We start from the raw sequence: 23526 nt of genomic DNA on the forward strand, positions 1-23526 counted from the left end.
TATGGCCTGCATCAAACAAGTCACCTGGGATAAAATTCGTGAAGAGGCTGTCATCATGGCCGCCGAAGAGCCCATGCTGGCCAGTTTCTTTCACTCCACCATCCTCAACCATGATTCGCTGCGCTCAGCCCTGAGTTTCCAACTGGCCAACAAGCTGGCCAGTGCGGTCATGCCAGCCATGGTGCTGCGCGAGGTGATCGAGACCGCGTTGGCGGCGCAACCGGATATTCTGGATGCCGTCGCCGCCGATATCTGTGCGGTCAAGGATCGGGATCCGGCGGTGCGTTATTACTCCACCCCCTTGCTCTACCTCAAGGGTTTCCATGCCCTGCAGGGCTACCGGGTCGCGCACTGGTTATGGCAGCAGGGGCGCTATTCGCTAGCCACGTTCCTGCAAAACCAGATCTCCGTGGTGTTTTCGGTGGATGTGCATCCGGCGGCCCAGATTGGTTGGGGCATCATGTTTGACCATGCCACCGGCATCATCATCGGCGAAACGGCGGTGGTGGAGAATGATGTCTCGATCCTGCAAAACGTCACCCTGGGCGGCACCGGCAAGGAGCATGGTGACCGTCATCCGAAGATCCGCGAAGGCGTGATGATCGGGGCGGGCGCCAAGGTGCTGGGCAATATAGAAGTCGGTTGCGGTGCCAAGATTGGTGCCGGGAGTGTGGTGCTGCAAGCCGTACCGCCGCATACCACGGTCGCCGGGGTTCCCGCCCGGGAAGTCGGCCATCCCGATTGTGACAAGCCTTCTTTGGATATGAATCAGGGGCTCTAGCCCGCTCGCCTGCCGTCCTGAGCCGGGCAGGCGGGACGGATCACTCGTCTCCCTGCCCGCAGCCTGCGCAAGGAGTCCTGGCTTGAGCAAACCGATTGCCGGTGTCCTGATCCTCTGCATGTGGTTGGCCGATCTGGCGCATCTCTATCTCCAGGTTTCTATCTGGCCTGCGGCTGTTCTAGCCTGGGGGGCAGCCCTGTTGCTGGGGCCGACCCTGGATCCGGCCGCACGACGGCAGTGTCTGGGGCTCTACCTGGGCGCCTTGTTATTGCTGCTGCTGGCCTGGAGTCAGGGCGCGCGACTGGCGTTATCTGACCTGTTGTTACCAAACGTGGATATGGTCACCCTGTTCGCGGCGGTGAGTTGTCTGAATCTGGCCACCGGCTCCCTAACCCAGAACAAGGGCACCTGGCCGGGTTGGAAGGGGGTCTGGAGTACCCTCCTGGGCGTCAACCTGTTGGGTGCCGTCATCAATATGTCGGTGCTGTTTGTGGTCGGTGATCGCCTGGCGCGGCAAGGCCGGCTCGAGCGGCGACAGGTGATCATGCTCAGCCGTATCTATTGCTGTGCCGCCTTCTGGTCGCCATTCTTCATCGCCATGGCGGTCGCCGTGACCTATGCCCCGGGGATGATCTTCACCCATCTGCTGCCGTTCGGTGTGTTAGGTTCTCTCGCCGCCATGCTGCTCACGGCGCTGGAGGTTCGCCGCCTGGGCGTCGACAACTTCGAGGGCTACCCGTTGCGGGTGCAGACACTGTTGCTGCCGGGGCTGCTGGCCCTGACGGTGATCCTGGGGCGGCTGGTGTGGCCGGAGTTGAGTATTGTCGGCATCATTTCGTTGGCCGCCCCCCTGATCTCCATGCTGTTGATGCCGAAGCACAATATGACCCTGGCACTGCGCCGTCAGGTGACGGAGCGGTTTCCGGCCATGGGCAGTCAGCTGGTACTGTTCCTCGGTGCTGGCCTCCTGGCCGCAGCGATCAACGGTTTGACCCAAGTCTGGTCACCGGCGCCCTTGCTGGCAGCCTTCCATGAGTTTGGCGTGCTGGAGGCCACTCTGACCGTGGCCCTGATCCTGCTCATCGCCTATCTGGGGGTTCACCCCATCATCACCATCTCCTCGCTTTCGCCGCTGCTTTGGCATTTGCAACCGGATCCGACCCTGCTTGGCATGACATTCCTGCTGGGTTGGGGGCTGGCCACCGGGGCGACTCCCTTATCCGGTGCCAACCTGGCTCTGCTGGCCTGCTACCGGGTCCGGGCGCGGGATCTGCTGTTCTGGAATCTGGGGTATGCGGGCAAGATGCTGCTGGTGTGTGCCGGTCTGTTCGCCCTGTACCGACAGTTGCTCTGAGGTTGCCGAGGAAAGCAGCAAGTAAGCCAGTGGAGGGGACAAAGCCGGTGCCAACCCTTGTTGCCTCTGGGGGGACGGGGTATTCTGGGCCCTGAGCCTGGGTGATCACCTCCCGGAAATGAGCCACAAGACAATGGGTATGACTATGTCTCTTGAAGTACTGGAACAGCTAGAAGCCAAGGTGCAGACCGCGGTAGACAACATCGCACTGCTGAAAATGGAAATGGAAGAGTTGAAGACTCAGAACCTGCGGCTCAAGGATGAAAACCAGCAACTGCGCAATGATCATCAAGCCTGGCAAGATCGCCTGCGCGCCCTGCTGGGCAAGATGGATCAGATGGAAGAGAGTGTCTGAATCCCGTCACGGATGCCATAGCAAAACGCCGGTCAATGACCGGCGTTTTTGTAGGAGCTATCACTCGATGTCGAGGGGCTCAGGCGACAGAATAATCCCCGTGGTGTCGGCATACAGGTGATCATCCGGCAGGAAGGTGACACCGCCGAAATTCACCGGCAGATCGGTATCGCCCGTTTCGCTATCTTCCGCGCCGACCGGGATGGAGGCCAGGGCCTGGATACCGATATCCAGATCGCCCAGCGCATCGACTTCCCGCACGCTACCGTAACAGACAATGCCTTCCCAGCCATTTTCCTGGGCTATGGTTGCCATCTCGGCGTCAATCAGCGCGCGTCGTAGCGAGCCGCCGCCATCGATCAACAATACCCGACCCACACCGCTCTCCTTGATGAGTTCACGGATCAGGCCATTGGCTTCGAAACACTTGATGGTGCTGATGACGCCACCGAAGGAGTTCCGGCCGCCGTAACTGCTGAACATGGGCTCGACGACGTCGACCAGATCGGCATAGGTGTCACAAAGTTCTGAAGTATTGTATTCCATGGTTTTTTTACCGAGGTGGATACAGGTGGCTCAAGTATAAGGAGCCCATCCGGCTTTGGAAAGCGAATCCCCACTCTACAAGCGGTTACTGTTCTTGAGGTCATAATTTTGGCGATGAGCAGGGTTCGAGCCAGCCTTGAGGCTGACTCGAACCGCTGGAAGGAGAGGAATTAGAGAATGTAGCGGCTCAGATCCTCATCTTCGATCAGTTTGCCCAGATGCGCGTTGACGTGTTCGACATCGATGACGTGGGTTTGACCAGCATGGTCAGAGGCTTCGAAGGAGATGTCCTCCATCAGCTTTTCCATCACGGTATGCAAACGGCGGGCGCCAATGTTTTCGGTGCGTTCGTTGACCTGCCAGGCGGCCTCAGCGATGCGCCGGATCCCGCCGCTGGTAAACTCGATGGTGACCGATTCGGTGGCCATCAGCGCCTGGTACTGCTCGGTCAGCGAGGCATTGGGCTCGGTGAGAATACGTTCAAAATCATCGGTGCTGAGTGCTCCGAGTTCGACGCGGATCGGCAAACGACCCTGCAGTTCCGGGATCAGATCCGACGGTTTGGCGATCTGGAAGGCGCCCGACGCGATAAACAGTATATGGTCGGTACGCACCATGCCGTGCTTGGTATTGACGGTGCAGCCTTCGACCAGGGGCAGCAGATCCCGCTGAACCCCCTCGCGGGAGACATCGGGGCCGGAGGATTCGCCGCGTTTGCAGATCTTGTCGATCTCGTCGATGAAGACGATGCCCTGGTTTTCGACCGCGGCGATCACCTGCTCCTTGAGCTCTTCCGGGTTCACCAGCCGCGCCGCTTCCTCTTCGATCAGTTGCTTGAGCGCATCCTTGACCTTGAGCTTGCGCTTCTTGGTCTGACCCTGGCCCATGTTCTGGAACAGGCTCTGCAGCTGATTGGTCATCTCCTCCATGCCGGGAGGGGCCATGATTTCCACCCCCACTTGCGGAGCGGCGAGCTCCAGCTCGATCTCCTTGTCATCCAATTCGCCCTCGCGCAATTTCTTGCGGAAGATCTGGCGGGTATGGCTGTTGTCCGGTTTCTCGCTCTGGCCCCAGCCTTCGCGAGGCGCGGGCAGCAGGGCATCCAGGATCCGCTCTTCCGCCGCCTCTTCGGCACGGTAGCGGTTCTTTTCGATCTGTTGCTCGCGCACCATCTTCATCGCCATATCGGTCAGATCGCGGATGATGGAATCCACTTCCTTACCGACATAACCCACCTCGGTGAACTTGGTGGCTTCTACCTTGATGAAGGGGGCGTTGGCCAGCTTGGCCAAACGACGGGCGATCTCGGTCTTGCCGACCCCGGTGGGGCCGATCATCAGAATATTTTTCGGCGACACTTCCTGACGCAGCCCCGGCTCGAGCTGCATGCGACGCCAGCGATTGCGCAAGGCGATGGCCACCGCGCGCTTGGCGTCGGCCTGACCAATGATGTGGCGATCCAGCTCGTGGACAATTTCTCTGGGGGTCATTTCGGACATGGTGAATTCCTTATAACGGGCCGAGATGCTCAGCCCGATGGACGAGTCAGGCGGCTGGATAGTCCAGCACTTCAATGGTCTGGAAGCTGTTGGTGAAGACGCAGATATCACCGGCAATGGCCAAGGCCTTTTTGACGATGGTTTCGGCATCCAGCTCGGTATTTTCCAGCAGGGCGCGAGCCGCAGCCTGGGCATAGCTGCCACCGGAGCCCATGGCGATCAGATCCTGCTCAGGCTGCACCACGTCGCCATTTCCGGTGATGATGAAGGACTTGTTGGCATCGGCCACGGCCAGCATGGCTTCGAGCTTGCGCAGTGCCCGATCGCTGCGCCACTCTTTGGCGAGGGCCACGGCGGCGCGTTCCAGATTACCCTGATGGGCCTGCAGCTTGGCTTCGAAGCGCTCGAGCAGGGTGAAGGCATCGGCGGTACCACCGGCAAATCCGGCCAACACCTTGCCACCGGCCAGGCGATGAACCTTGCGGGCGTTGCCCTTCATCACGGTATTACCCAGGGAGACCTGGCCGTCGCCGCCGATCACCACCTGGCCGTTACGGCGCACGGATACGATTGTAGTCACTGGAAACCTCGCTTGAGCAGATAGGGCGTGCCGTTATGGGCTTGTACGCGTGTCTGTCAAACAGATGGGGTCGGCGGTAAAGCTTTTCAAGAGCAGAAGCAGTGAGCGGGTTAAATCCAGGGCGACGGAGCGTCACCCTGGAGTTATGTTTTATGCAGGCGCTGAGCTACTTATTTCAGCAGAGTACAGCTGTCGACCATATGCCGGCTCTGCAGTTCCGCTTTCTTGCGCTCGGCATCGGCGCGGGAAGCGAAGGGACCGAGCACCACCTTGTGCCAGGCACCGGTGGCGGTCTGGCTTTGCTGGACCTGGGCCGCTTGTCCCTGCTGGGAGAGGCGGAGCTTCATGGATGCGGCCTGATCGGCGCTGCGGAACGCGCCACACTGCATCATGACGCGACCACTGCTGGCGCTGCTTGGCATGGCAGATGCCGCGGGTTTGGCTTCAGTGCTGGCAAATGGCACGATTTGGCCAGCCAGCAGAGCCGCAGCTCGCTCCGGCTCACTGAGCTTGGGCGTGACTGTGCCTGCGGGGACGGGTTGTCCGTCGGGCGAGGTCAGGGCACCACTCTGTTGCTGGGCCTTCAGACGTTGCTGCTCCAGCAGTTGTTGCTGGGCCAGCAGGCGCTTGCGTTGCTCCGGATCGATACTCAGATCGGTCGGCGTGGCGCCACTGGGTAATTCAACGTTCACTTCCTTGTTTTCCAGCAAGGTCATGTAGTCAAACTTCTCTTTGGCCGGGCGCTGGTCTTCGATCGGGATCGGTTTGGCCACCGGGGCGGCCTTGGTGTTGGGCTGTGGATCCCCGGAGCTGCCTTTGAGCACATACAGGAAAATACCGAACCCGATAACCAGGGCCGCTGCCAGTGCGACCCGCACCAGCGGGAATGCTGGTGGCGGCGAGCGGCGACCGGACGCCGCCCGGCTGGCAGGCTTCCGTTTGCGGGCTGGTCGAGTCGTGCGGACGTAATCCTGAGTCATGATTTACATGCGCTCCAGAACCTGGATGCCCAGCAGTGCCAGACCCTGCTGGATGACCCGCGCCGTGGCGGCACACAAGGTGAGGCGGCTGGCTTTCTGTGCGGCTTCTACCCCTTCCTTGTTGATGGGGCAGGCTTCATAGAAACTCATAAACAGGCCTGACAGCTCGTACAAATAGGTACACAGCAGATGGGGCATGCCCTTGGCAGCCACATTCTGGATGGCATCGTTGAACTGCATCAGCTTTTGAGCCAGCGCTTCTTCGGCTGCTTCATTCAGTTGCACCGGGCCGGAGACGGCATCGTCGCCAGCACGGCGGAAGATGGACTGGATCCGGGTATAGGCATATTGCAGATAGGGTGCGGTATTGCCTTCGAACGCCAGCATGTTGTCCCAGTCGAAGATGTAGTCGGTGGTGCGATTCTTGGACAGATCCGCATATTTCACCGCTCCCATCGCCACAGCATGGACCACACCGGCCTGCTCCTCAGCACTCAGATCGCTCTCGCGGCTGGCCATCAGATCCCGGGCGCGCTGTTCGGCCTCATCCAGCAGCTCGGAGAGTTTGACGGTACCGCCGGAGCGGGTTTTGAACGGTTTACCATCCTTGCCCAGCATCATGCCGAAGGCTTCATGCTCCAATGAGACCTGCTCCGGAACGTAACCAGCCTTGCGTGCAATGGTCCAGGCCTGCATCAGATGCTGATGTTGGCGGGAGTCGATGAAATAGAGCACCCGATCGGCACCCAGGGTCTCGACGCGATATTTGGCGCAGGCGATGTCGGTGGTGGTGTAGAGGAAGCCACCATCCTTCTTCTGCACGATGACGGCCATGGCCTCGCCATCCTTGCCCTTGAATTCGTCGAGGAAGACCACCTGGGCACCTTCACTCTCGACCGCCATGCCCTTGGCTTGCAGGTCGGCGACTATGCCCGGCAACATGTCGTTATACAGGCTTTCACCCATGACATCCTTGGCACTCAGACTGACGTTCAGACGGTCATAGATGATCTGGTTCTGGGCCATGGTCAAATCGACCAGCTTCTTCCACATGGTGCGGCAATAGGCATCGCCACCTTGCAGCTTCACCACATAGCCACGGGCCCGTTCGGCAAAGTCTTCATCCTCGTCGTAGCACTTTTTCGCCTCGCGATAGAAGGCTTCCAGATCCGAGAGCTCCATGTCGCTGGCGTGTTCGTTTTCCATCTTCTCCAGATAGGCGATGAGCATGCCGAACTGGGTACCCCAGTCACCGACGTGGTTGGCGCGGATCACCTTGTGGCCGAGGAACTCCAGAGTCCGGGTCACGGCATCGCCAATCACGGTGGAGCGGATATGGTGTACCGCCATCTCTTTGGCAACGTTGGGTGCCGAGTAATCCACCACTATGGTCTGGGGCGGGTTGGCGGATTTGACCCCCAGTTGCGGGTCGGTCAGCAAACCGTCGATTTGACGAGCCAGCCACTGGCTGTCGAGATAGAAGTTGATGAAGCCGGGACCGGCGATCTCGACTTTGGCCACCCGGGTAGAGGCGGGCAGGGCGTCGATCAGCTGTTGGGCGAGCTGACGCGGATTCTTGCCGACCGTTTTGGCCAGTAACATGGCCAGGTTAGTGGCCAGATCGCCGTGAGCCTTATCCTTGGTGTTGTCTACCTGAATGCGCGGAGCCAGATCGGCGGGCAATTCACCCTGGGCGATCAAGGTGGCCACGGTCTGTTCAAGTAGTTGCTGAATATGCTCTTTCATCTCTGCTCATCCAAATTTGGAAACTGAAACCAGGTACTACCGATAGTGACTACCACAGGAGTGACTACAAACAATGGAGTACGAATTTATAAGGGGGCAAATTTTACTCTGAATAGCGCGCCCTGACTACCTTTGCCGCCTGGACCGGGATTGGCTGAATTTATGCTAGCTGTGGATTTGCGGCCTATAGTGGCAAGAGTGTGACCCGCAACTCTCAGGCTGCAAGGACTTGGCTATTTCTTGTGACTGTGTTTCCGACCCGAGTTGCCCGGAGGAAAAATGATGCGACTGCCCCTGTTTCCGCTGAATGTCTATCTCTTGCCGGGTGGCATTTTACCCCTGCGTCTGTTCGAGCCACGTTACTTGCGGATGCTCTCCCTGAGTCAGGACCATGGGTTTGGATTGTGTCTGCTGGGCACGCGCCGCGAGGATGGCCAGATGCCGTTACTCGCTCTGGGCACCCGGGTGGAAGTAACTGATTTTAATCAATTAGATGATGGGACTTTAGGCATAACGGTTCGCGGTATCGAACGGTATCGTTTGCATAGCCTCACTATCGAGCCGGATGGTTTACTGATGGGCGAGGTCACTGCGCTGCCGAACTGGCAAACCACGGAGTTGGCTCCCCGGCAGGATATTCTGGCGCGAAAACTCGGTGAGCTGTTTGAAGAACATCCTGATTTTGCGGCCTATTATCCGCAACCGGAGTGGGCGAATGCCTGCTGGGTCGCCCAGCGCTGGCTTGAGGTTCTCCCCCTGTCCGGCGAACAGAAGTTACCCCTGCTGGAAAGTGATGATTGCAGCGATGCCCTGCGTTTTTTGATGGACGTGGTCCATGAACCCTTGCGTCCTCACTAAGACGCTGTCTCCTATTTTGCGTTGCAATTGGCGGTCATTTGCAAATTGCAGCGCTTTGAGATGATCCTGGAGTCGGGGCCGTTCGTAGAGATCATGCAGGATCACTCGAGGTTGATAGTCGATGATGAGGCAGGATCAGAATCGAATCGCAAGCCCGACAATCCGGTATACTGGCGCAACCCACGCCTATCATATCCGAGCATTGATGGACGATTCGAACCCAGAAATGATCGAGCCATCTCATTTGGCTCAGTGGCTGCAGCGAGTGGCCGAAGAACGCTCTGCAGACGCTTATAGTCGACTGTTTCGTTATTTTGCACCGCGGATCCGCAGCTATGGTCTGCGCCATCTGTACAGCGAGGCTCAAGCCATGGAGTTGGTGCAAAACACCCTCTTGACCGTCTGGCAGAAGGCTCATCTCTATCAGGGGGATAAGGGTGCCGCCGCGACCTGGATTTACACCGTGATGCGGAACCAGTGTTTTGACATGCTTCGCCGCCAGATGGCCAGTAAGGAGCAATTAGTTGCTGAAGATCTGTGGCCAGTGCTGGAGCTGCAGGTGGAGACGGATCTTGTTGCGGATACGGGTGAAAATCAGGTACTGACTCGTCAGCTGGAGCTCTACATCCACCGGTTGCCAGTTCCTCAGCAAGAGGTGGTGCGGGGCATCTATCTGCAGGATTTGACCCTGCAAGAGTTGGCTGAGCGCCTGGATGTACCGCTTGGTACCATCAAATCCCGATTACGGTTAGCCCTGGAAAAACTTCGTGAGCAGATAGGTCATGCCGATGATTAATCACCACCCTGATAGCCAGTTGTTGCAGGCGTTTGCGGCCGGAACGCTGGCCCCGAGTATTTCCATTGCCGTATCGGCACATCTGGAGCTCTGTCGTCGCTGTTCCCGGGATGTTCATCGACGGGAGGCTCATCTGGCGGAGTCCCTGCTGCAGGATGAACTGACCGATGATCAGTCTGTAGCGGATGATCTGGAGGCCATGTTGCAGCAGATTTTGCAAACCCCGCCGACGGCATCGCCGGATGATGTGGTGTCGCCAGCGCTTCCTGTCCTGGATTGGCAAGGGCAACCGATACTCATGCCCCGGGCTCTGCGCCAACTGCTTCCGGTTTCCTGGCAGCGTATGGGCAAGGTGGCTCGAGCTCGCCTAGCATTGAGTGAGACGGATGGTTCCAGAGCCAGTTTATTGGCGATTGAGCCCGGGGGCGGGGTGCCAGCCCACCAGCATGCGGGTTATGAGCTGACCCTGCTGTTGGCGGGAAATATGCTGGACGAACACGGATGCTATCAGGCAGGCGACTTTCTGCTTCTTCAGGGATCTCAAACCCATACCCCAGTCACCCCGGATGGTTGTCTCTGTTACACCGTGCTGGATGCCCCGGTCCAGTTTACCCGGGGTCTTCCGCGACTGCTGAATGGCTTTGGATCCTTGCTCTATTGATGGTGGGCAGGAGATAACCGAGTGGTGCTGCGGTTAAAACAACTCCTGTGGATCCACATCCAGTGACCAGCGCACTTTGCGGCCGCTGGGTAGCGCTTCGATCTCTGGCAGTATCCGGGTCAATAGATGCGCCAGGGGCGCTCGTTGCGGCATCTGCAACAGCAGTTGCATCCGGTATTTGCCGGCACGGCGTTCCATCAGGGCGGAGATGGGACCTATGACCTGAAGGCCGGGATAGAGGCTGCGACGGTTCATGATAAGCCCGGCGACCTCCAGCATGAATTGGTCCACATTGGTCTTGTGTACCGCCTCGCTGCGTAGCAGGGCCTGAAAGGCAAAGGGCGGTAGTCCCAGCAAGGAGCGCTCCTGCAGGCAGGTGCGGGCAAAGTGGTCATAACCGTTTTGCACCAGATCCTGCAGCAGCAAATGGCCCGGATGGTGACTCTGCAACACCACCAGTCCGGGTTTGCTGGCGCGTCCCGCGCGCCCTGCAACCTGGGTGTAGAGTTGGGCCAGTCGCTCGGTGGCTCGAAAATCCTGGGAAAACAGGGCACTGTCGACGTCGAGCAGTCCCACGAGCGTCACATTCGGGAAATGGTGACCCTTGGCCAGCATCTGGGTGCCGATCAGGATCTGGTACTCCCCTTGGCGGATACCCTCCAGATACGCCTCCAGCTCGCCTTTGCGTCGGGTGCTGTCCCGATCGATACGGATGGTGCGGAAACGTGGGAAATGGCTCGCCAGCAATGCCTCGACCTGTTCAGTTCCGACTCCGGTGCCCTGAAGATCCGCACTCCCGCACTCGGGGCAGTGGCTGGGGACCGGGCGTTGGCTGTCACAATGATGGCAATGCAGGCGGTGGCTTCCCTGATGCCAGGTGTAATAGGCATCGCAGCGACCGCAAGCCGCCGCCCAGCCACAGTGGTGACAGAGCAGGGACTGGGCATACCCGCGGCGGTTCAGGAAGAGCATGACCTGATTGCCCGCCTGCAGATGTGTCTCCATCAACTGCAGTAATTGCGGGGAAACACCCGCTTGCAACGGTACCTCCTTGATATCCAGGACTGCCTGCTGTGCCATGGCGGCCCCACCGGCTCGTTGCCGTAGCCGCAAGTGCTGGTATTTGCCACTGCGGGCATTTTGTAGCGTTTCCAGGGATGGGGTAGCAGAGCCCAGCAGGATCGGACAAGACTCCAGCCGGGCGCGCATGACGGCCAAATCCCGGGCGTGGTAGCGAAATCCCTCCTGCTGCTTGAAGGATCCATCATGCTCTTCATCGATCAGGATCAGGCCCAGATCCCGGAACGGCGTAAACAGCGCCGAGCGGGTGCCGATGAGAATTGCGGCTTCGCCTTGCTGACATGCCAACCAGGCCTCCAGCCGCTCCCGATCATTCATGCCGGAATGCAGGGTCAGGATCGGGGCCGCAAACCGGCGTCGGAAACGTTGCAGTGTCTGTGGGGTCAAGCCGATTTCGGGGACCAGCACCAATACTTGCTGGCCCCGTGCCAGTACCGGCGCGATCAGCTGCAAATAGACTTCCGTTTTGCCGGAGCCGGTGACGCCATCCAGCAGAAACACACCGAATTCGGCGCCGTGGCTCTGTATCTGGGCAACCGCCAGGGCTTGTTCAGTATTGAGTTGATGTTGATCGGACTCATGAAGCAGCAGGGTATCTCGCCAGTCTTCTTGCAAGGTGAGCAAATCGAACTGTTCTACCACCTGCTTGGCGGCCAGCTTGGCCAGTACCTGGGCATCCACCCCTGCTTCGCGCAAGTCAGCTGCGGTCAGAGGGCCATCTTGCAGCAACTGCAATGCCAGCTGTTGGCGCAATGCAGTTTTTCCCGGGCGATACCCTTCGGCCTCAGCCCGCGCGGTCAGTCGCCAGCTCTCCAGCGGTCGCCTCAGGGCGGGCTCCCCCTGGCGCAAAAGAACCGGCAAGGCATGCTGCAGTACTTCCCCCAGGGGATGCTGGTAATACTGGGCACTCCAGAGCAATAACTGCCATAAGGAGTCCGGAAGCAGGGATGAGTGATCCAGCTGTTCCGTGATGGGTTTGAGCTTATCCAGGGGAACGTCGCTCTGTTCTGGATGCTCAGTCACCAGGCCGATCAGCAGTTGGCGACCAAAGCTGACGCGCACCCGGCAGCCGATGGTTGGCAAGGGGAGTGGCGCCAGATAGTCGAATTGGCGGCGCAGCGGCACCGGAAGGGCGACTCGAATAGGGAGATAGGTGATCATTTCGCTCTCTGGTTGCCTGTTTTTTCTGCGATCATACTTGCGGCTGTAGGGATCGATCCTATATTATTCGCACCCTCAAAACATCCGTTCCAATTCGTGTGGTGTCTGGCGTGAGGCTGGATGGCGACACGGCCTAATATATTAGAGGTTGTCCATGAAAGAAGGTATCCACCCAGAGTACAAAGAGATCAACGTGAAGTGCTCTTGCGGTAACGAATTCTCTATCCGTTCCACTGGTCGCAGCTTGAACCTGGACGTTTGCTCTGAATGCCACCCGTTCTACACTGGCAAGCAGAAGATCGTTGACACCGGTGGTCGTGTTGACCGTTTCAACAAGCGCTTCGGCGCCCTGGTTGGCAAGAAGTAATTCTCGCCAGTCACAAAAAACGCCTCTCGGGGCGTTTTTTTATGGGCGTCGTCCAGTACGTCCGAGTTGATAATCGACACGCACGTTCAAGCCTCAGGATACCGAGCCCGGACTTCAGGCGGTAATGCCGCCAGCTCGCGGGCGATCCAGCGCTCGAAGCTCGCGAGCAGGCGTTCACTTTCTGCGACTCCCTCCGCATTGTTGTCTTGCTGATACCATTCCTTGAGTAGATAACTGACGGCCTCGAAGGTCGAGAGTCCATCGGCACGTGGTGATTTACGGATCAAGTAGCGACTGGTGTGCGTGGAGGCCAGTGACATCCGCGGCAGCTGCACCAGCTTTGGATGCCCGAGGAGCATTTTGAGGCTTTTTTTCCAGGTCCCATCCAGCGCTATGATGCACAGTGGGCCTGTTGGTGCGAACTCCTGCCAGTGACTAACCGGCTGAGCTTGCTTTCCCGGATAGAGCAACACGCACTGCAGATTAGGCTCAGCGAGCAGTGCGTTTAGTTCGATATGCTGACTGAAATCAGGACTGCTCCACACCGTGATCTCGGGCACACAGGCCTTCAGCAGAGCCAGACTCCCCTTGGCCTGTTTTATTTCCCCGGGATCCTGAAGGACCACCAGACGCCACGGTAGAGTGATCCGGGTTGCCAAGCTACACAGACAGCGGGATAAGGGGCGTTCACAATTTGAGCAGTAGGCGCGCACTGTTTTTATCCAATCGGTTATTCGGTTGATGCACTGTGGGTCCCGGCGGCGGTCAACGCGGCCGCGTGCAGGTCAGCGGCGATCATAGTGATTCGAGAGCCAAAGCAAAAAATTTCCTGGCATTAGTTCCGTGTGGCCCTTGTGAAGCCATAAAAGGGGATTATGCTCACAGCATTCATCGCGCCACCCATCAAACCCGCACCGGGTCATTATCTCTTTCAATCTATGCAGAGGGAATTGCCGATGTCCGATCTAAGACAACAAGCCCTGGATTATCACGCCCTGCCGATACCAGGCAAAATTGCCATCCACTTAACCAAACCCGCCGAAACCGCACTGGATTTGACGCTGGCCTATAGTCCGGGTGTTGCCGAGCCAGTTCGTGAAATCGCGGCAAATCCGGACGAAGCGTATCGCTACACCGCCAAAGCCAATCTGGTGGCGGTGATTACCAATGGCACGGCCATTCTGGGGCTGGGTAATCTTGGGCCATTGGCCTCCAAACCAGTGATGGAAGGCAAGGCCTTGTTATTCAAGCGATTTGCCAATATAGACGCCATCGATATCGAAGTGACGCATACCGATCCGGCCGATTTTATTCGCACCGTTGCCAATATCGCCGATACCTTTGGTGGCATCAATCTGGAAGACATCAAGGCTCCAGAGTGCTTCGAAATCGAACAGGCGTTGATCGAACTGTGCAAGGTCCCGGTCTTTCACGATGATCAGCATGGAACGGCCATCGTCACGGCGGCGGGCATGCTGAATGCGCTGGAGATACAGGGTAAACAGTTAGCGCAGTGCCGTATCGTCTGCTTGGGCGCAGGCGCTGCGGGTGTGGCATGCATGGATCTGCTGATTGCGTGTGGAGCGAGGAAGGAAAACCTGTTTATGCTGGATCGGCATGGGGTGATACGCTCCGATCGTACCGATCTGAATGGGCAGAAACCTCGATTTATCAACGATAGTGGGCCACGTACCCTGCATGAAGCCATTGAAGGGGCCGACATCTTTGTCGGTGTCTCTGGGCCCGATTTATTAGGCGCCGAAGAAGTGGCTCTGATGGCCCCTCGTCCAGTGATCTTTGCCTGTTCCAATCCGGATCCGGAAATTGATCCGGCGCTGGCACACAGGGTGCGGGATGACTTGATCATTGGTACGGGACGATCCGATTATCCCAACCAGGTAAACAACGTACTCTGTTTTCCGTTCCTGTTTCGTGGGGCGCTGGATGTGCGTGCCAGTCGTATCAATATCGAGATGAAGAAAGCGGCCGTAGAAGCCTTGCGGCAATTGGCCAAGGAGCCGGTTCCTGCGGAAGTGCTGGCGGCGGCTGATGTCCGGGAATTGCACTTCGGGCCGGATTACGTCATTCCCAAGCCGATGGATCCCCGCTTGTTGCCCCGGGTTGCGCGCGCCGTGGCTGTAGCCGCAGTGGAGTCTGGTGTCGCCCGTATTCCGTTACCGGATCGCTACATGCAGGAGTAGTACGAAAAAAGGCGCCCAAGGGCGCCTTCTTCTGGCTGGGACGAATCACATCTGGCTTTGCAGGTAGTTCGGTAATCCGAGCATTTTGATGAGCCCCAGCTGTTTCTCCAGCCAATAGGCATGGTCATCTTCGGTATCTTCCAGCAGTTTTTCCAGAATTTCCCGGGTCTGGTAATCTTGCTCCTGTTCACAGAGCTTGATGGCGGTTTTCAATGCGGTAGCCACATCGTATTCCAGTTGCAGATCGTTTTGCAGCATCTCGGGAACGTCCTTGCCAACATGGATCGGATCTCGGGTCGTGAGATCGGGGATCCCTTCGAGGAACAGGATCCGGCTAATCAGCAGGGTTGCATGTCCTTTCTCATCATCAAACTCATGACCGATGCGCTCATAGAGTTTGTTGAGCCCCCAATCCTGATACATCTGGGAATGAATAAAATATTGATCCATGGCTGAAAGCTCGCTGGCGAGCAGGGCGTTGAGAGCTGCTATGACATTGGCTTGACCTTTCATGCTGGTATCCTTAAGCGATCATGCTTTGTAAGTAGTTGGCGAGACCCGTGCTCTGAATGAGCTGCTGCTGCGTTTCCAGCCAGTCCAGATACTCCTCTTCTTCCTCTAGTATCTCCTCCAGCAAATCCCGGCTGACATAATCACTGGCGAGCTCGCTGGCCGCGATGGCCTGACGCAACAGTGGTAACTGCTCTTGTTCGAACTGGGTATCGCAAGCGAGCATTTCCTGGGGATGTTCGCCAATTTTAAGATGTCCCAGCTGCTGCAGATTGGGAAGTCCTTCCAGAAACAGAATGCGCTCAATCAAGGCATCTGCCTGTTTCATATCCTTGATCGATTTTTTGTAGGCTTTGTCGTTGAGTTTGTTCAGCCCCTGATGACGAAACAGCCGGGCGTGCAAAAAAAACTGGTTGATACTGGTCAATTCACTGGTCAGAACCTTGTTCAACAGGGCAATGACATTCGGGTCACCTTGCATGGCTATTCTCCCTTGCGAGCAAGCAGGACGAGCGGCATTTGCGCTCGAGTATCGTATTCAGATTAATCGCTTCGGACCGTGCTGCAAAACAGTTGGGACGTTTTTTACACAAAAATAGCTTTATAAATGCATGAAATAGTTGAAAAGTCATGTAGTGATAACTATTATCAAAGGGATGGTGTGAAAAGTGAGTGCGCGACTATGTACGTCTGCTTGTGTAATGGAGTAACCGATAGCCAAATTACGTCTTTACTCGCCGAGGGCGAGAAGGGAATGCGTGATTTACGGCAAGAGTTGAAGGTCGGTACCCAGTGCGGTCGTTGCACTTGCCTGGCCCGGCAGATGGTTAACCGCTTTTATCAAATCAGTGAGCCGGACTCCTCCGCTCGCGTTACTCACCTTCATCTCTGCGATGAGCCAGCGACCGGAGCCGATACTCGCCAGGTTGCGTGAGCTCCTAATTGGAATGCGAAATACGAAGGGCGGCCTCTGGCCGCCCTTCGTATATGGAGATCAGCGTCGTACCAGCCAGACGCCACTTTCCATATGATGGGTGTACGGGAACTGATCAAACAGGGCAAAACGCTCGATGCGGTGGCTCTGGGTTAACTGCTGCAAGTTGTCTTTGAGCGTTAACGGGTTGCAAGAGATATACAGGATGCGTTCATAACCTTGCACCATATCCAGTGTGGCTTGATTCAGACCTGCTCGGGGCGGATCGACAAAAATGGTGTTGCAGTGATAGCTCTGCAGATCGATGCCCTTGAGGCGATTGAACTCCCGTTCCCCCCGGATCGCCATGGTAAATTCTTCCGCCGACATGCGCAGGATTTTGACGTTGTCGATACCGTTGGCCGCGATATTGAATTGTGCCGAGTCGACCGACGGTTTGGCGATTTCAGTGGCTAGTACCTGGTTGAAGTTGCGTGCCATGGCCAGTGAAAAATTGCCATTACCGCAGTACAGCTCCAGCAGGTCTCCTTCGGCATCCCGAGTGACATCCAGTGCCCATTCCAGCATTTGCTGATTCATACCGGCATTGGGTTGGGTGAAGCTGTTCTCGACTTGCATGTACTGCAATTCACGTCCGGCGACTTGCAACCGCTCAATCACATGGTCTCGTTCCAGCACTATCTTCTGTTTGTGTGCCCGCCCGATCAAATCGACCTGGAAGCCCTCGTCACGCAGTTGTTGGCGAAGTTGGCGTGCGGCCAGTTCCCACTCGTGATTCAGTTTCCTGTGATACAGCAGACTGACGATGGCTTCACCACTGAGAGTGCTGAGGAAATCAACCTGGAATAGCTTGTGTCGCAGATCTGAATGTGGACGCAAGGCGGCCAGCAAACGAGGCATCAATTGATTGATGAGCAGGCTCGCCGCAGGGAATTCATCAAGCCGGTAGCGTTGCTTGTTCTCCTGATTAAACATCACATAGAAGAGATCATCCCCTTCATGCCAGATGCGGAATTCCGCTCGCATGCGGTAATGCGTTGGTGCGGAGGCAAAGAGCTCCAAATCTGGCGGTGAAAATTCAGCAAACAGTTGCTGCAATTGTTGCTGTTTTTCAGCCAGTTGTGCCGGGTAACGGGTTGGATCCCATATGGGTTGGCTCATATTGTGTCTCATGCTCTTGGCCTTGAAGGGGCGAAATTGTAAGGGCATAAAGAAGATTGTCCAGAAAAAATCGGTTAAGTTTTGTTCAGTCGTGCCGATAATCAGGACAAGGCAGAGTGTCGGAGGGGACGCTATGAAGGTGGACGGATTACATGACTCGTTATTTCCGAGTCTGAAACACAAGGGGCACACCCAGATCCAGGGGCAGGAAAGGGCTGAAAAAGCACAGGATCGGGTTGATTTAGCAACACCGGTACGGGTCGGGCAGATGGTATTGTATGTTTCCATCAGCAAAAGTTTGAGTCTGGATGGACATAATTTTAATGCCTCCTCTAGCCAGACACCTTCGACGGACTCAGCGGTTGAGCCCAGCGAGGATAATCCGTTGGGATTTGATTACAAGGCAGTCGCCAAGAATGTACTGGGCTTCGTGACAGGACGGATCCGCCAGACTCAGGCCGAAGGGGGGGATGATGAAAAACTGAAAAATATGCTCGAGCAGGCCAAGAAGGGGATCGAACAGGGCTTTGGTGAGGCGCGCCAGGAGCTCTCCGACATGGGAATGTTGAGTGAGGATCTCGGCAAGGGGATCGACAAAAGCTATGCCGTGATCCAGGAAGGACTTGGCAAGTTCGAGCAGGAACTGTTTGGCTCTGCTGTCGATGCGACTCAGATCTCTGCCTCGGTTGCAGTGACGCAGGCCTCTGCCGCGACGCGGAATCAGGGAAGTCTGGAGCTGATGACCAAAGAAGGTGACCGTGTTGTACTGCAGTTCGATGATGCGCAGCAATGGCGCATGCAGCAAGGAACGGCCCAGCTCAACCGCAAAGCTCTGGGAGCGTATGCCGAGGTTGGCAGTGGGGGGCAAGCCGCGGGCGCAAACCGTAGCGACAACCTGATGGTGGGTAGCACCGAATTTTTTTATTCCCATACGGCTAGCTTCAGCTTTTCGGTGCAAGGTGATCTGAATCCGGATGAGTTGAAGGCTATCGGCTCGTTAGTACAGGAGATGGGCTCACTCTCGGACCGCTTTTTCAGTGGCGATTTGCAAGGTGCTTTCGATATGGCACAGCAATTCCAGTTGGATGATACCCAGCTGGCGAGTATGTCGCTGGATCTGAAACAGCAACAAACCATGGCCTGGAGTGGTGTATTGGCACAAACCACACAGACCGAAGCACCAGTGACGCCCCTGCCCGTTGAGGGAGACGCGTTGCCGGTTGCTGACAAGGCTCCCGCTATTGCCGAGGAGGTTTTGGCGCCACTAGCGGATTATCTCCAACAGTTACAAGAGATGATGACCCAGGCCAACTCGTTCTTTGAACCCGAGCAGCAGAGCGAATTGAGCCGGTGGGTGGTAGCGAACCAGATCGGTTCTCCCGATCCGTCGTTGGAGGCAATCTTTAATCGCTTCAACAACTTCAATCAACGGATGTTTGGTGTTCTCGCTGCGTTAGCCAGTTAGTGGTCTGGACGATTGCCTGCGCCTTCGGGTGCAGGCACACTCCTGCGCTGTACCTCTTCGTTGCAGGATCCTGATATGGCTATCTCCAAGACTCGTGATTTACGTGAACTGTGCTATCCCTTCATCTTTGAAACCAAGTCCACCTGCGATTATGAAATCCTCACCGATGAGTTGTGTTGCCAGGTGGGTAACGTGCTGGCGCAACTGTCGGCCGATTTCCCGGAGGTTCGCACCGATCTGCAGGCATTACAGACGCTGATTTACCATCTCAACGGTTCCGTCCGCGGCAAGAATGGCATCTTTGAGGAGAACATTGACTGGCTGAAAGGGCGCTATGACTTTTATTGGCACGCTAGTGGTGAGCGGGTGAACGGATTTGTATTGCCGCAGGGGCCACAACCGGTACCAGCTTTGCACTTGTGTCGTTGCAACGCTAAAAAAGTCGTGCGGATGTTGGTCCGGCTGGATGAGGTCGGGATCCGCTTTGAGCCGACCCTGCCACGGTTTGCCAATCTACTGGCTAATTTTTTCTTCGTGGTAACGGTTTATCTCAAGGCTAGACTCGCGGTCGAGGAGATCCCGTACGTCAGCATCAATTACCCACAAAAAATGTGAATGAACTCGCAGACTTAGCTCTGTATACATGACGGGGGTAAGCTTCTATAATCCCGCCCACTCTGGTGCTACAGCTTAAAAGGGAATCCGGTGAGAATCCGGAGCTGACGCGCAGCGGTATGGAGGAACGAGGATGGCCGGGACCTATCAGGGTCCAGACACTGCCAGACATTGGTGGGAAGTCGTCATCCAAGGTGAACAGCCTCCGAGCCCGAAGACCTGCCTGAGCCATTGCCGAATCATCGGCCCATCATCTTCATAGACACTACGCGCATTAGGGAATTCTATGAGCAAACTATTCTGGGTAGCAGGATTGCTGCCCGTGGCTGCTATTGCTGCGCCACAAACTGACACGTCCACGACAGCAGAAACCATGGTGGTTACTGCCTCGCGCTTTGCTGAACCAGAAGCCTCGATTCTGGCGCCGGTCAATATTGTTACCCGTGAAGAAATCTCGCGCCTGCAGGCCAAAACGGTGACCGAGGTGATGCGGACGCTGCCGGGAGTTGAAACCATTAGTTATGGTGGTCATGGTCAGAGTGCTTCGACGGCGGTTCGTGGTGGAACTTCAGCGCAAACGCTGGTGCTCCTGGATGGCGTACGCGTCAATGCTATCACTTCCGGTGGCGCCAATTTGAACGATCTGCCACTGAATCAGGTGGAACGCATCGAGTATGTCCGTGGCGCCCGGGCTTCTATTTATGGTGCCGATGCGATTGGTGGCGTCATTAACATTATTACCCGGCCGGATGTGGGTACCCAACGACATCAATTTAGCGGCGGAGCCGGTTCTCGTGGCGAGCGACAATTGGGGTGGAGTAGCACGTCGACGGTCGGAAGGGCTGGGCAACTCAAGGGTGCTGCCGGTTTTGAGCAAGAAGATGGCTATAACGTTCACCCAGTGGCGGGCGTGAATGATGGTGATGAGCATGGTTATGAGGGGTACAACGCCATGCTGGATTATCAGCAGGCCTTCAATAACCAGTTCGACCTCTTCACCACGGCTCGCTGGTTCCGCAACCAGGCACAGTACGACAACTCCTACACCGGGAGTTGGGGCTCGCAGCATGAGCGTAAAGAGACGTGGTCGGAAAACCAGAGCTACCTCGTGGGTGGCCGCTACCACGCTGGTAACTACCAGAGCGAGTTGCAAGGAAATTATGGCCGCGAGGACCTGTATAACTACGTGGATAGCAGCAGTCGTGATGCCGCTCAGGATCGGACCTATATCCGCCAGTACAACCTGAGTTGGCTGCATGACCTGGCATTGACCGATGCCTGGCGCTTGGGAACCGGTGTGGACTGGCGACGTGAACGTTTGACGCCGGACTCGGTATCCAGTGGCGTTGCTTATGCCGATGACACTCATGGCCGTGATAACACGGGTTTATATGCTCTGGGCCAGTTCCAACAAGGTGTCTGGCAAGCCGAGTTGAGTGGGCGTACCGATGATAACGATCAGTATGGACGGCATAACACATGGCAGACTGGCGCTGGCTGGACCTTCCTGGAGGATTATAGATTGAGTGGCCGTTACGGCACCGGTTTTCGAGCTCCCTCGTTCAATGACCTTTATTTTCCCGATGCCTATACCCCGGGGAACCCGGATCTGCAGCCGGAAGAGTCTAAAAATCGTGAGCTGATGCTGGATGGCGCGACAGAAATGGTGATCTGGCGTGTCACCGGCTATCGCAACGATATTGAGCAGATGATCCAGTGGGCGCCGGATAGTAGTGGTTTATGGCGTCCAGAAAATGTCGGGCAGGCCCGAATCGATGGCCTGGAGTTGGAAGCTGAATTTGATACCGCGCAGATCAGCCACAGGCTGTCAGCCGATTTCAAGGACCCACAAGATACGGTGCGGAATAAGCAGTTACAGCGTATCGCCAAACGAAATGCCAAGTGGATTGCCCAAACCAGCATCCAGCAATGGGAAGGCTCATTGAGCTGGATTTACCAAGGCGAACGTTATGATGACGCTGCCAATACTGTCGTTTTGGGGGGGTATAGCGTGTGGGACATGGGACTTGGCTATTCATTGACCCAGCAACTCAAGTTACAAGGCCGTTTGGCCAACATGTTGGATAAGCAGTATGAGACAGCGGTTGGGTATCCAGCGGCTGGGCGATCGTTTTATATGACGGTCAACTATCAACTGTAGCCATCACTGGTTGGGCGCGTTGACTGTAAGGGGCCTCGGCCCCTTTTTTCATGGGGCTCGGCAGCGCCAGATGCTATGCCTGTTAGCAACATGGGGGTATTATCTCTGGCCTGTATGAGGGGGATGTGTGAGAAAGCGAGTTCTTATTTTTGACTCTGGAGTGGGTGGTCTCTCCGTTTACCATGAAATTCGCCACGTCCTGCCGGATGTAGATTATATCTACCTCTTCGACAACGCCCGCTTTCCCTACGGCGAGTTGCCAGCTCAGGAGCTGGTACACCGCTGCTGTGGCTTGATCAGCCGCGTGGTGGCCAAACATGCGGTGGACTTGGTGGTCATCGCTTGCAATACCGCGAGTACTCAAGTGCTCCCTTCCTTGCGGACCATGTTATCCGTGCCGGTGGTCGGCGTTGTGCCTGCGATTAAGCCTGCCGCGCTATTGACGCAAAATGGGTGCATCGGCTTGCTGGCAACACCTGCGACTATCTCCCGGCCTTATACCGATAAGTTGATTCTGGAGTTTGCGGCGCATCATCGTATTTTACGCTGTGGTTCCACCGAGCTAGTGATCCAGGCGGAACGAAAGCTAGCGGGCGAAGGGGTTGATCAGGCGCGTATCCACCAAATTCTCTCGCCCTGGTCCGAGACATCTACGCCGCCTGATACGGTGGTGCTTGGGTGTACGCATTTCCCGCTACTAAAGGAAGAGATATTGCGTGCGCTGCCTGGAGTGACCTTGGTCGACTCCGGCTCGGCGGTTGCCCGCCGAGTGCGAAGTATCGTAGGTGAGATGACAGTCCAGGGGTCGGGCACATCATGGGCTTATTGTACCCGTCTTGATGCCAAGGCTAGCTTGTTACGGGGCCCGTTAAGCGCGTATGGCCTGAGCGAACTATTGGTATGGCTCGATTAAAAATCGTTAAGCCTCGGTGTCCCCTGATTCTGTGCTTTCCCGCTTCTCATTAGCCTCTCGAACTTTCAGGGTTCGCTGCAAGTATTCGGTTTCATTTAGTGCAGCAATGGCGGCATGTGCTTCCTTCTCTGGCATTTCCACAAAACCATAACCGCGACGTTTTCCCGTTTCTTTATCTTTCACTAAACGGACTGATATGACCTGGCCATATTCTGAGAACAGTTTGCGGATTGCCGCTTCATTGGCCCGATAGGGCAGATTACCGACATACAGTGTCTTGGCATCTGTGATGGTCACTGATTCCTGAACTGGATTGGCAGTCGTTTGAGGTGCAGGCCGTGATGTTTTGACGGACGCATCCTTTGTTGCGGTAGCACAACTGCTGCGGCAAAGAAGCAACGGTGTTAAGAGTCCGGATACCAAGGCTGCTACAGCGGCGAATAAAGCGGCGTCAATGGATGTAGAAAAAAAGAGAGCTAAAACATAGAACAATACGGCCAAGCCCAAGGCTAAGGCTGAGGCACGAAAATAAGAGTGCTGGGGGGTATTCATCACAATAGTCACCAAGTTGATAAGAAAGACAAAGAAAGCAATCAATTAAAACAAGGTCATGTTAGAGGCTTGGCTGCTCCTGAGCCAACGGCATAACTACTTTACGCTAGCGACTTAACATTTTTTCACCACTTTCAGACCCATAACCTGATTCATAAACCACAAAAATGTGGATAAAGCTGTGAATAGCTATGTATTGATTGAACATAACCCAAAACCCCTGTTTTTCTGATGAATTTCGTGAAAAGTC

Annotated in this window: 24 protein-coding genes and 1 riboswitch; of the genes, 13 read left to right on the forward strand and 11 right to left on the reverse strand. The window is 56.2% G+C overall.

Annotation, left to right across the window (positions count from 1 at the left end; all coding sequences use genetic code 11):
• Position 1: 1 nt before the first annotated feature.
• The 3 genes from cysE (at position 2) to ACZYUB_RS15525 (ending at position 2490) form a co-directional block, all read left to right on the forward strand.
• Positions 2–781: a serine O-acetyltransferase gene (cysE, locus tag ACZYUB_RS15515; protein ID WP_460883436.1), complete on the forward strand. Its 780-nt coding sequence runs from the start codon at positions 2–4 to the stop codon at positions 779–781.
• Between the two features lie 82 nt (positions 782–863).
• A complete protein-coding gene (locus ACZYUB_RS15520; RefSeq protein WP_463949156.1) occupies positions 864–2135 on the forward strand; it encodes a hypothetical protein in 1272 nt (423 codons plus the stop codon).
• A gap of 145 nt (positions 2136–2280) precedes the next feature.
• Positions 2281–2490, forward strand: a complete 210-nt coding sequence (locus tag ACZYUB_RS15525) for a cell division protein ZapB (RefSeq protein ID WP_460883434.1) — start codon at positions 2281–2283, stop codon at positions 2488–2490.
• A 60-nt stretch (positions 2491–2550) separates the two neighbouring features.
• Here ACZYUB_RS15525 and rraA read toward each other — a convergent pair whose 3' ends face one another.
• The 5 genes from rraA to argS all read right to left on the reverse strand — a co-directional run bounded on the left by rraA (position 2551) and on the right by argS (position 7841).
• A complete protein-coding gene (rraA, locus tag ACZYUB_RS15530) occupies positions 2551–3036 on the reverse strand; it encodes a ribonuclease E activity regulator RraA (protein ID WP_460883433.1) in 486 nt (161 codons plus the stop codon).
• Positions 3037–3206: 170 nt separating this feature from the next.
• Positions 3207–4535: an HslU--HslV peptidase ATPase subunit gene (hslU, locus tag ACZYUB_RS15535; protein WP_463949157.1), complete on the reverse strand. Its 1329-nt coding sequence runs from the start codon at positions 4533–4535 to the stop codon at positions 3207–3209.
• Positions 4536–4581: 46 nt separating this feature from the next.
• A complete protein-coding gene (hslV, locus tag ACZYUB_RS15540) occupies positions 4582–5115 on the reverse strand; it encodes an ATP-dependent protease subunit HslV (RefSeq protein WP_463949158.1) in 534 nt (177 codons plus the stop codon).
• Between the two features lie 170 nt (positions 5116–5285).
• A complete protein-coding gene (locus ACZYUB_RS15545) occupies positions 5286–6095 on the reverse strand; it encodes an SPOR domain-containing protein (protein ID WP_463949159.1) in 810 nt (269 codons plus the stop codon).
• 3 nt (positions 6096–6098) lie between these two features.
• A complete protein-coding gene (argS, locus tag ACZYUB_RS15550) occupies positions 6099–7841 on the reverse strand; it encodes an arginine--tRNA ligase (RefSeq protein WP_463949160.1) in 1743 nt (580 codons plus the stop codon).
• Positions 7842–8120: 279 nt separating this feature from the next.
• Between argS and ACZYUB_RS15555 the strand changes: the two genes are divergently transcribed.
• The 3 genes from ACZYUB_RS15555 to ACZYUB_RS15565 all read left to right on the forward strand — a co-directional run bounded on the left by ACZYUB_RS15555 (position 8121) and on the right by ACZYUB_RS15565 (position 10156).
• Complete coding sequence (locus tag ACZYUB_RS15555; RefSeq protein WP_463949161.1) at positions 8121–8699, forward strand: LON peptidase substrate-binding domain-containing protein; 579 nt, start codon at positions 8121–8123, stop codon at positions 8697–8699.
• 205 nt (positions 8700–8904) lie between these two features.
• On the forward strand, positions 8905–9495 hold the full coding sequence (locus tag ACZYUB_RS15560; protein WP_463949162.1) for a sigma-70 family RNA polymerase sigma factor: 591 nt from the start codon (positions 8905–8907) through the stop codon (positions 9493–9495).
• Positions 9482–10156, forward strand: a complete 675-nt coding sequence (locus ACZYUB_RS15565) for a ChrR family anti-sigma-E factor (RefSeq protein WP_463949163.1) — start codon at positions 9482–9484, stop codon at positions 10154–10156. The genes ACZYUB_RS15560 and ACZYUB_RS15565 overlap by 14 nt, the downstream gene beginning before the upstream one ends.
• 33 nt (positions 10157–10189) lie before the next feature.
• On the opposite strand, the gene priA is transcribed toward ACZYUB_RS15565, so the two are convergent.
• Positions 10190–12397 (reverse strand): primosomal protein N', encoded by a 2208-nt coding sequence (gene priA, locus ACZYUB_RS15570; RefSeq protein ID WP_463949164.1) that lies wholly within the window; start codon positions 12395–12397, stop codon positions 10190–10192.
• Positions 12398–12551: 154 nt separating this feature from the next.
• Here priA and rpmE point away from each other — a divergent pair, with 154 nt between their 5' ends.
• The gene (gene rpmE / locus ACZYUB_RS15575) at positions 12552–12764 is read left to right on the forward strand and encodes a 50S ribosomal protein L31 (RefSeq protein ID WP_463949165.1); all 213 of its coding nucleotides are present in this window, start codon (positions 12552–12554) and stop codon (positions 12762–12764) included.
• An 86-nt stretch (positions 12765–12850) separates the two neighbouring features.
• On the opposite strand, the gene ACZYUB_RS15580 is transcribed toward rpmE, so the two are convergent.
• Positions 12851–13477: a tRNA-uridine aminocarboxypropyltransferase gene (locus ACZYUB_RS15580; RefSeq protein ID WP_463949166.1), complete on the reverse strand. Its 627-nt coding sequence runs from the start codon at positions 13475–13477 to the stop codon at positions 12851–12853.
• A gap of 243 nt (positions 13478–13720) precedes the next feature.
• Here ACZYUB_RS15580 and ACZYUB_RS15585 point away from each other — a divergent pair, with 243 nt between their 5' ends.
• Positions 13721–14965 carry a malic enzyme-like NAD(P)-binding protein gene (locus ACZYUB_RS15585; RefSeq protein ID WP_463949167.1) on the forward strand — a complete coding sequence of 415 codons (1245 nt, stop codon included), beginning with the start codon at positions 13721–13723 and terminating at the stop codon, positions 14963–14965.
• Positions 14966–15010: 45 nt separating this feature from the next.
• On the opposite strand, the gene bfr (ACZYUB_RS15590) is transcribed toward ACZYUB_RS15585, so the two are convergent.
• Positions 15011–15478 (reverse strand): bacterioferritin, encoded by a 468-nt coding sequence (bfr, locus tag ACZYUB_RS15590; protein WP_463949168.1) that lies wholly within the window; start codon positions 15476–15478, stop codon positions 15011–15013.
• Between the two features lie 10 nt (positions 15479–15488).
• A complete protein-coding gene (gene bfr / locus ACZYUB_RS15595; RefSeq protein ID WP_463949169.1) occupies positions 15489–15956 on the reverse strand; it encodes a bacterioferritin in 468 nt (155 codons plus the stop codon).
• Between the two features lie 201 nt (positions 15957–16157).
• Between bfr (ACZYUB_RS15595) and ACZYUB_RS15600 the strand changes: the two genes are divergently transcribed.
• The gene (locus ACZYUB_RS15600; protein WP_463949170.1) at positions 16158–16409 is read left to right on the forward strand and encodes a (2Fe-2S)-binding protein; all 252 of its coding nucleotides are present in this window, start codon (positions 16158–16160) and stop codon (positions 16407–16409) included.
• A 60-nt stretch (positions 16410–16469) separates the two neighbouring features.
• On the opposite strand, the gene trmA is transcribed toward ACZYUB_RS15600, so the two are convergent.
• A complete protein-coding gene (gene trmA, locus ACZYUB_RS15605) occupies positions 16470–17570 on the reverse strand; it encodes a tRNA (uridine(54)-C5)-methyltransferase TrmA (RefSeq protein ID WP_463949171.1) in 1101 nt (366 codons plus the stop codon).
• A gap of 133 nt (positions 17571–17703) precedes the next feature.
• Here trmA and ACZYUB_RS15610 point away from each other — a divergent pair, with 133 nt between their 5' ends.
• From ACZYUB_RS15610 to murI, 4 genes are all read left to right on the forward strand, one after another.
• Positions 17704–19035 carry a DUF5610 domain-containing protein gene (locus ACZYUB_RS15610; RefSeq protein ID WP_463949172.1) on the forward strand — a complete coding sequence of 444 codons (1332 nt, stop codon included), beginning with the start codon at positions 17704–17706 and terminating at the stop codon, positions 19033–19035.
• A gap of 75 nt (positions 19036–19110) precedes the next feature.
• Positions 19111–19650: an ATP--cob(I)alamin adenosyltransferase gene (locus tag ACZYUB_RS15615; protein ID WP_463949173.1), complete on the forward strand. Its 540-nt coding sequence runs from the start codon at positions 19111–19113 to the stop codon at positions 19648–19650.
• A 46-nt stretch (positions 19651–19696) separates the two neighbouring features.
• Positions 19697–19891, forward strand: a riboswitch (cobalamin riboswitch).
• 45 nt (positions 19892–19936) lie between these two features.
• Complete coding sequence (locus ACZYUB_RS15620) at positions 19937–21811, forward strand: TonB-dependent receptor domain-containing protein (RefSeq protein ID WP_463949174.1); 1875 nt, start codon at positions 19937–19939, stop codon at positions 21809–21811.
• A 127-nt stretch (positions 21812–21938) separates the two neighbouring features.
• A complete protein-coding gene (murI, locus tag ACZYUB_RS15625) occupies positions 21939–22724 on the forward strand; it encodes a glutamate racemase (RefSeq protein WP_463949175.1) in 786 nt (261 codons plus the stop codon).
• A 6-nt stretch (positions 22725–22730) separates the two neighbouring features.
• Here the strand turns inward: murI and ACZYUB_RS15630 are convergent, their stop codons facing one another.
• Positions 22731–23276 carry an RNA recognition motif domain-containing protein gene (locus ACZYUB_RS15630; protein WP_463949176.1) on the reverse strand — a complete coding sequence of 182 codons (546 nt, stop codon included), beginning with the start codon at positions 23274–23276 and terminating at the stop codon, positions 22731–22733.
• Positions 23277–23526 lie beyond the last annotated feature (250 nt).

The organism is Pseudaeromonas sp. HNCC25DJ182 (assembly GCF_055413365.1).

Coding starts and splice junctions, on each gene's coding strand:
- bfr (WP_463949168.1), bottom strand. CDS start 15,478: ATGAAAGGTCAAGCCAATGTCATAGCAGCTCTCAACGCCCTGCTCGCC.
- ACZYUB_RS15615 (WP_463949173.1), top strand. CDS start 19,111: ATGGCTATCTCCAAGACTCGTGATTTACGTGAACTGTGCTATCCCTTC.
- bfr (WP_463949169.1), bottom strand. CDS start 15,956: ATGCAAGGTGACCCGAATGTCATTGCCCTGTTGAACAAGGTTCTGACC.
- ACZYUB_RS15560 (WP_463949162.1), top strand. CDS start 8,905: ATGGACGATTCGAACCCAGAAATGATCGAGCCATCTCATTTGGCTCAG.
- ACZYUB_RS15610 (WP_463949172.1), top strand. CDS start 17,704: ATGAAGGTGGACGGATTACATGACTCGTTATTTCCGAGTCTGAAACAC.
- cysE (WP_460883436.1), top strand. CDS start 2: ATGGCCTGCATCAAACAAGTCACCTGGGATAAAATTCGTGAAGAGGCT.
- ACZYUB_RS15525 (WP_460883434.1), top strand. CDS start 2,281: ATGTCTCTTGAAGTACTGGAACAGCTAGAAGCCAAGGTGCAGACCGCG.
- rpmE (WP_463949165.1), top strand. CDS start 12,552: ATGAAAGAAGGTATCCACCCAGAGTACAAAGAGATCAACGTGAAGTGC.
- ACZYUB_RS15565 (WP_463949163.1), top strand. CDS start 9,482: ATGCCGATGATTAATCACCACCCTGATAGCCAGTTGTTGCAGGCGTTT.
- priA (WP_463949164.1), bottom strand. CDS start 12,397: ATGATCACCTATCTCCCTATTCGAGTCGCCCTTCCGGTGCCGCTGCGC.
- ACZYUB_RS15630 (WP_463949176.1), bottom strand. CDS start 23,276: ATGAATACCCCCCAGCACTCTTATTTTCGTGCCTCAGCCTTAGCCTTG.
- hslU (WP_463949157.1), bottom strand. CDS start 4,535: ATGTCCGAAATGACCCCCAGAGAAATTGTCCACGAGCTGGATCGCCAC.
- ACZYUB_RS15555 (WP_463949161.1), top strand. CDS start 8,121: ATGATGCGACTGCCCCTGTTTCCGCTGAATGTCTATCTCTTGCCGGGT.
- trmA (WP_463949171.1), bottom strand. CDS start 17,570: ATGAGCCAACCCATATGGGATCCAACCCGTTACCCGGCACAACTGGCT.
- ACZYUB_RS15600 (WP_463949170.1), top strand. CDS start 16,158: ATGTACGTCTGCTTGTGTAATGGAGTAACCGATAGCCAAATTACGTCT.
- ACZYUB_RS15585 (WP_463949167.1), top strand. CDS start 13,721: ATGTCCGATCTAAGACAACAAGCCCTGGATTATCACGCCCTGCCGATA.
- argS (WP_463949160.1), bottom strand. CDS start 7,841: ATGAAAGAGCATATTCAGCAACTACTTGAACAGACCGTGGCCACCTTG.
- ACZYUB_RS15620 (WP_463949174.1), top strand. CDS start 19,937: ATGAGCAAACTATTCTGGGTAGCAGGATTGCTGCCCGTGGCTGCTATT.
- ACZYUB_RS15545 (WP_463949159.1), bottom strand. CDS start 6,095: ATGACTCAGGATTACGTCCGCACGACTCGACCAGCCCGCAAACGGAAG.
- rraA (WP_460883433.1), bottom strand. CDS start 3,036: ATGGAATACAATACTTCAGAACTTTGTGACACCTATGCCGATCTGGTC.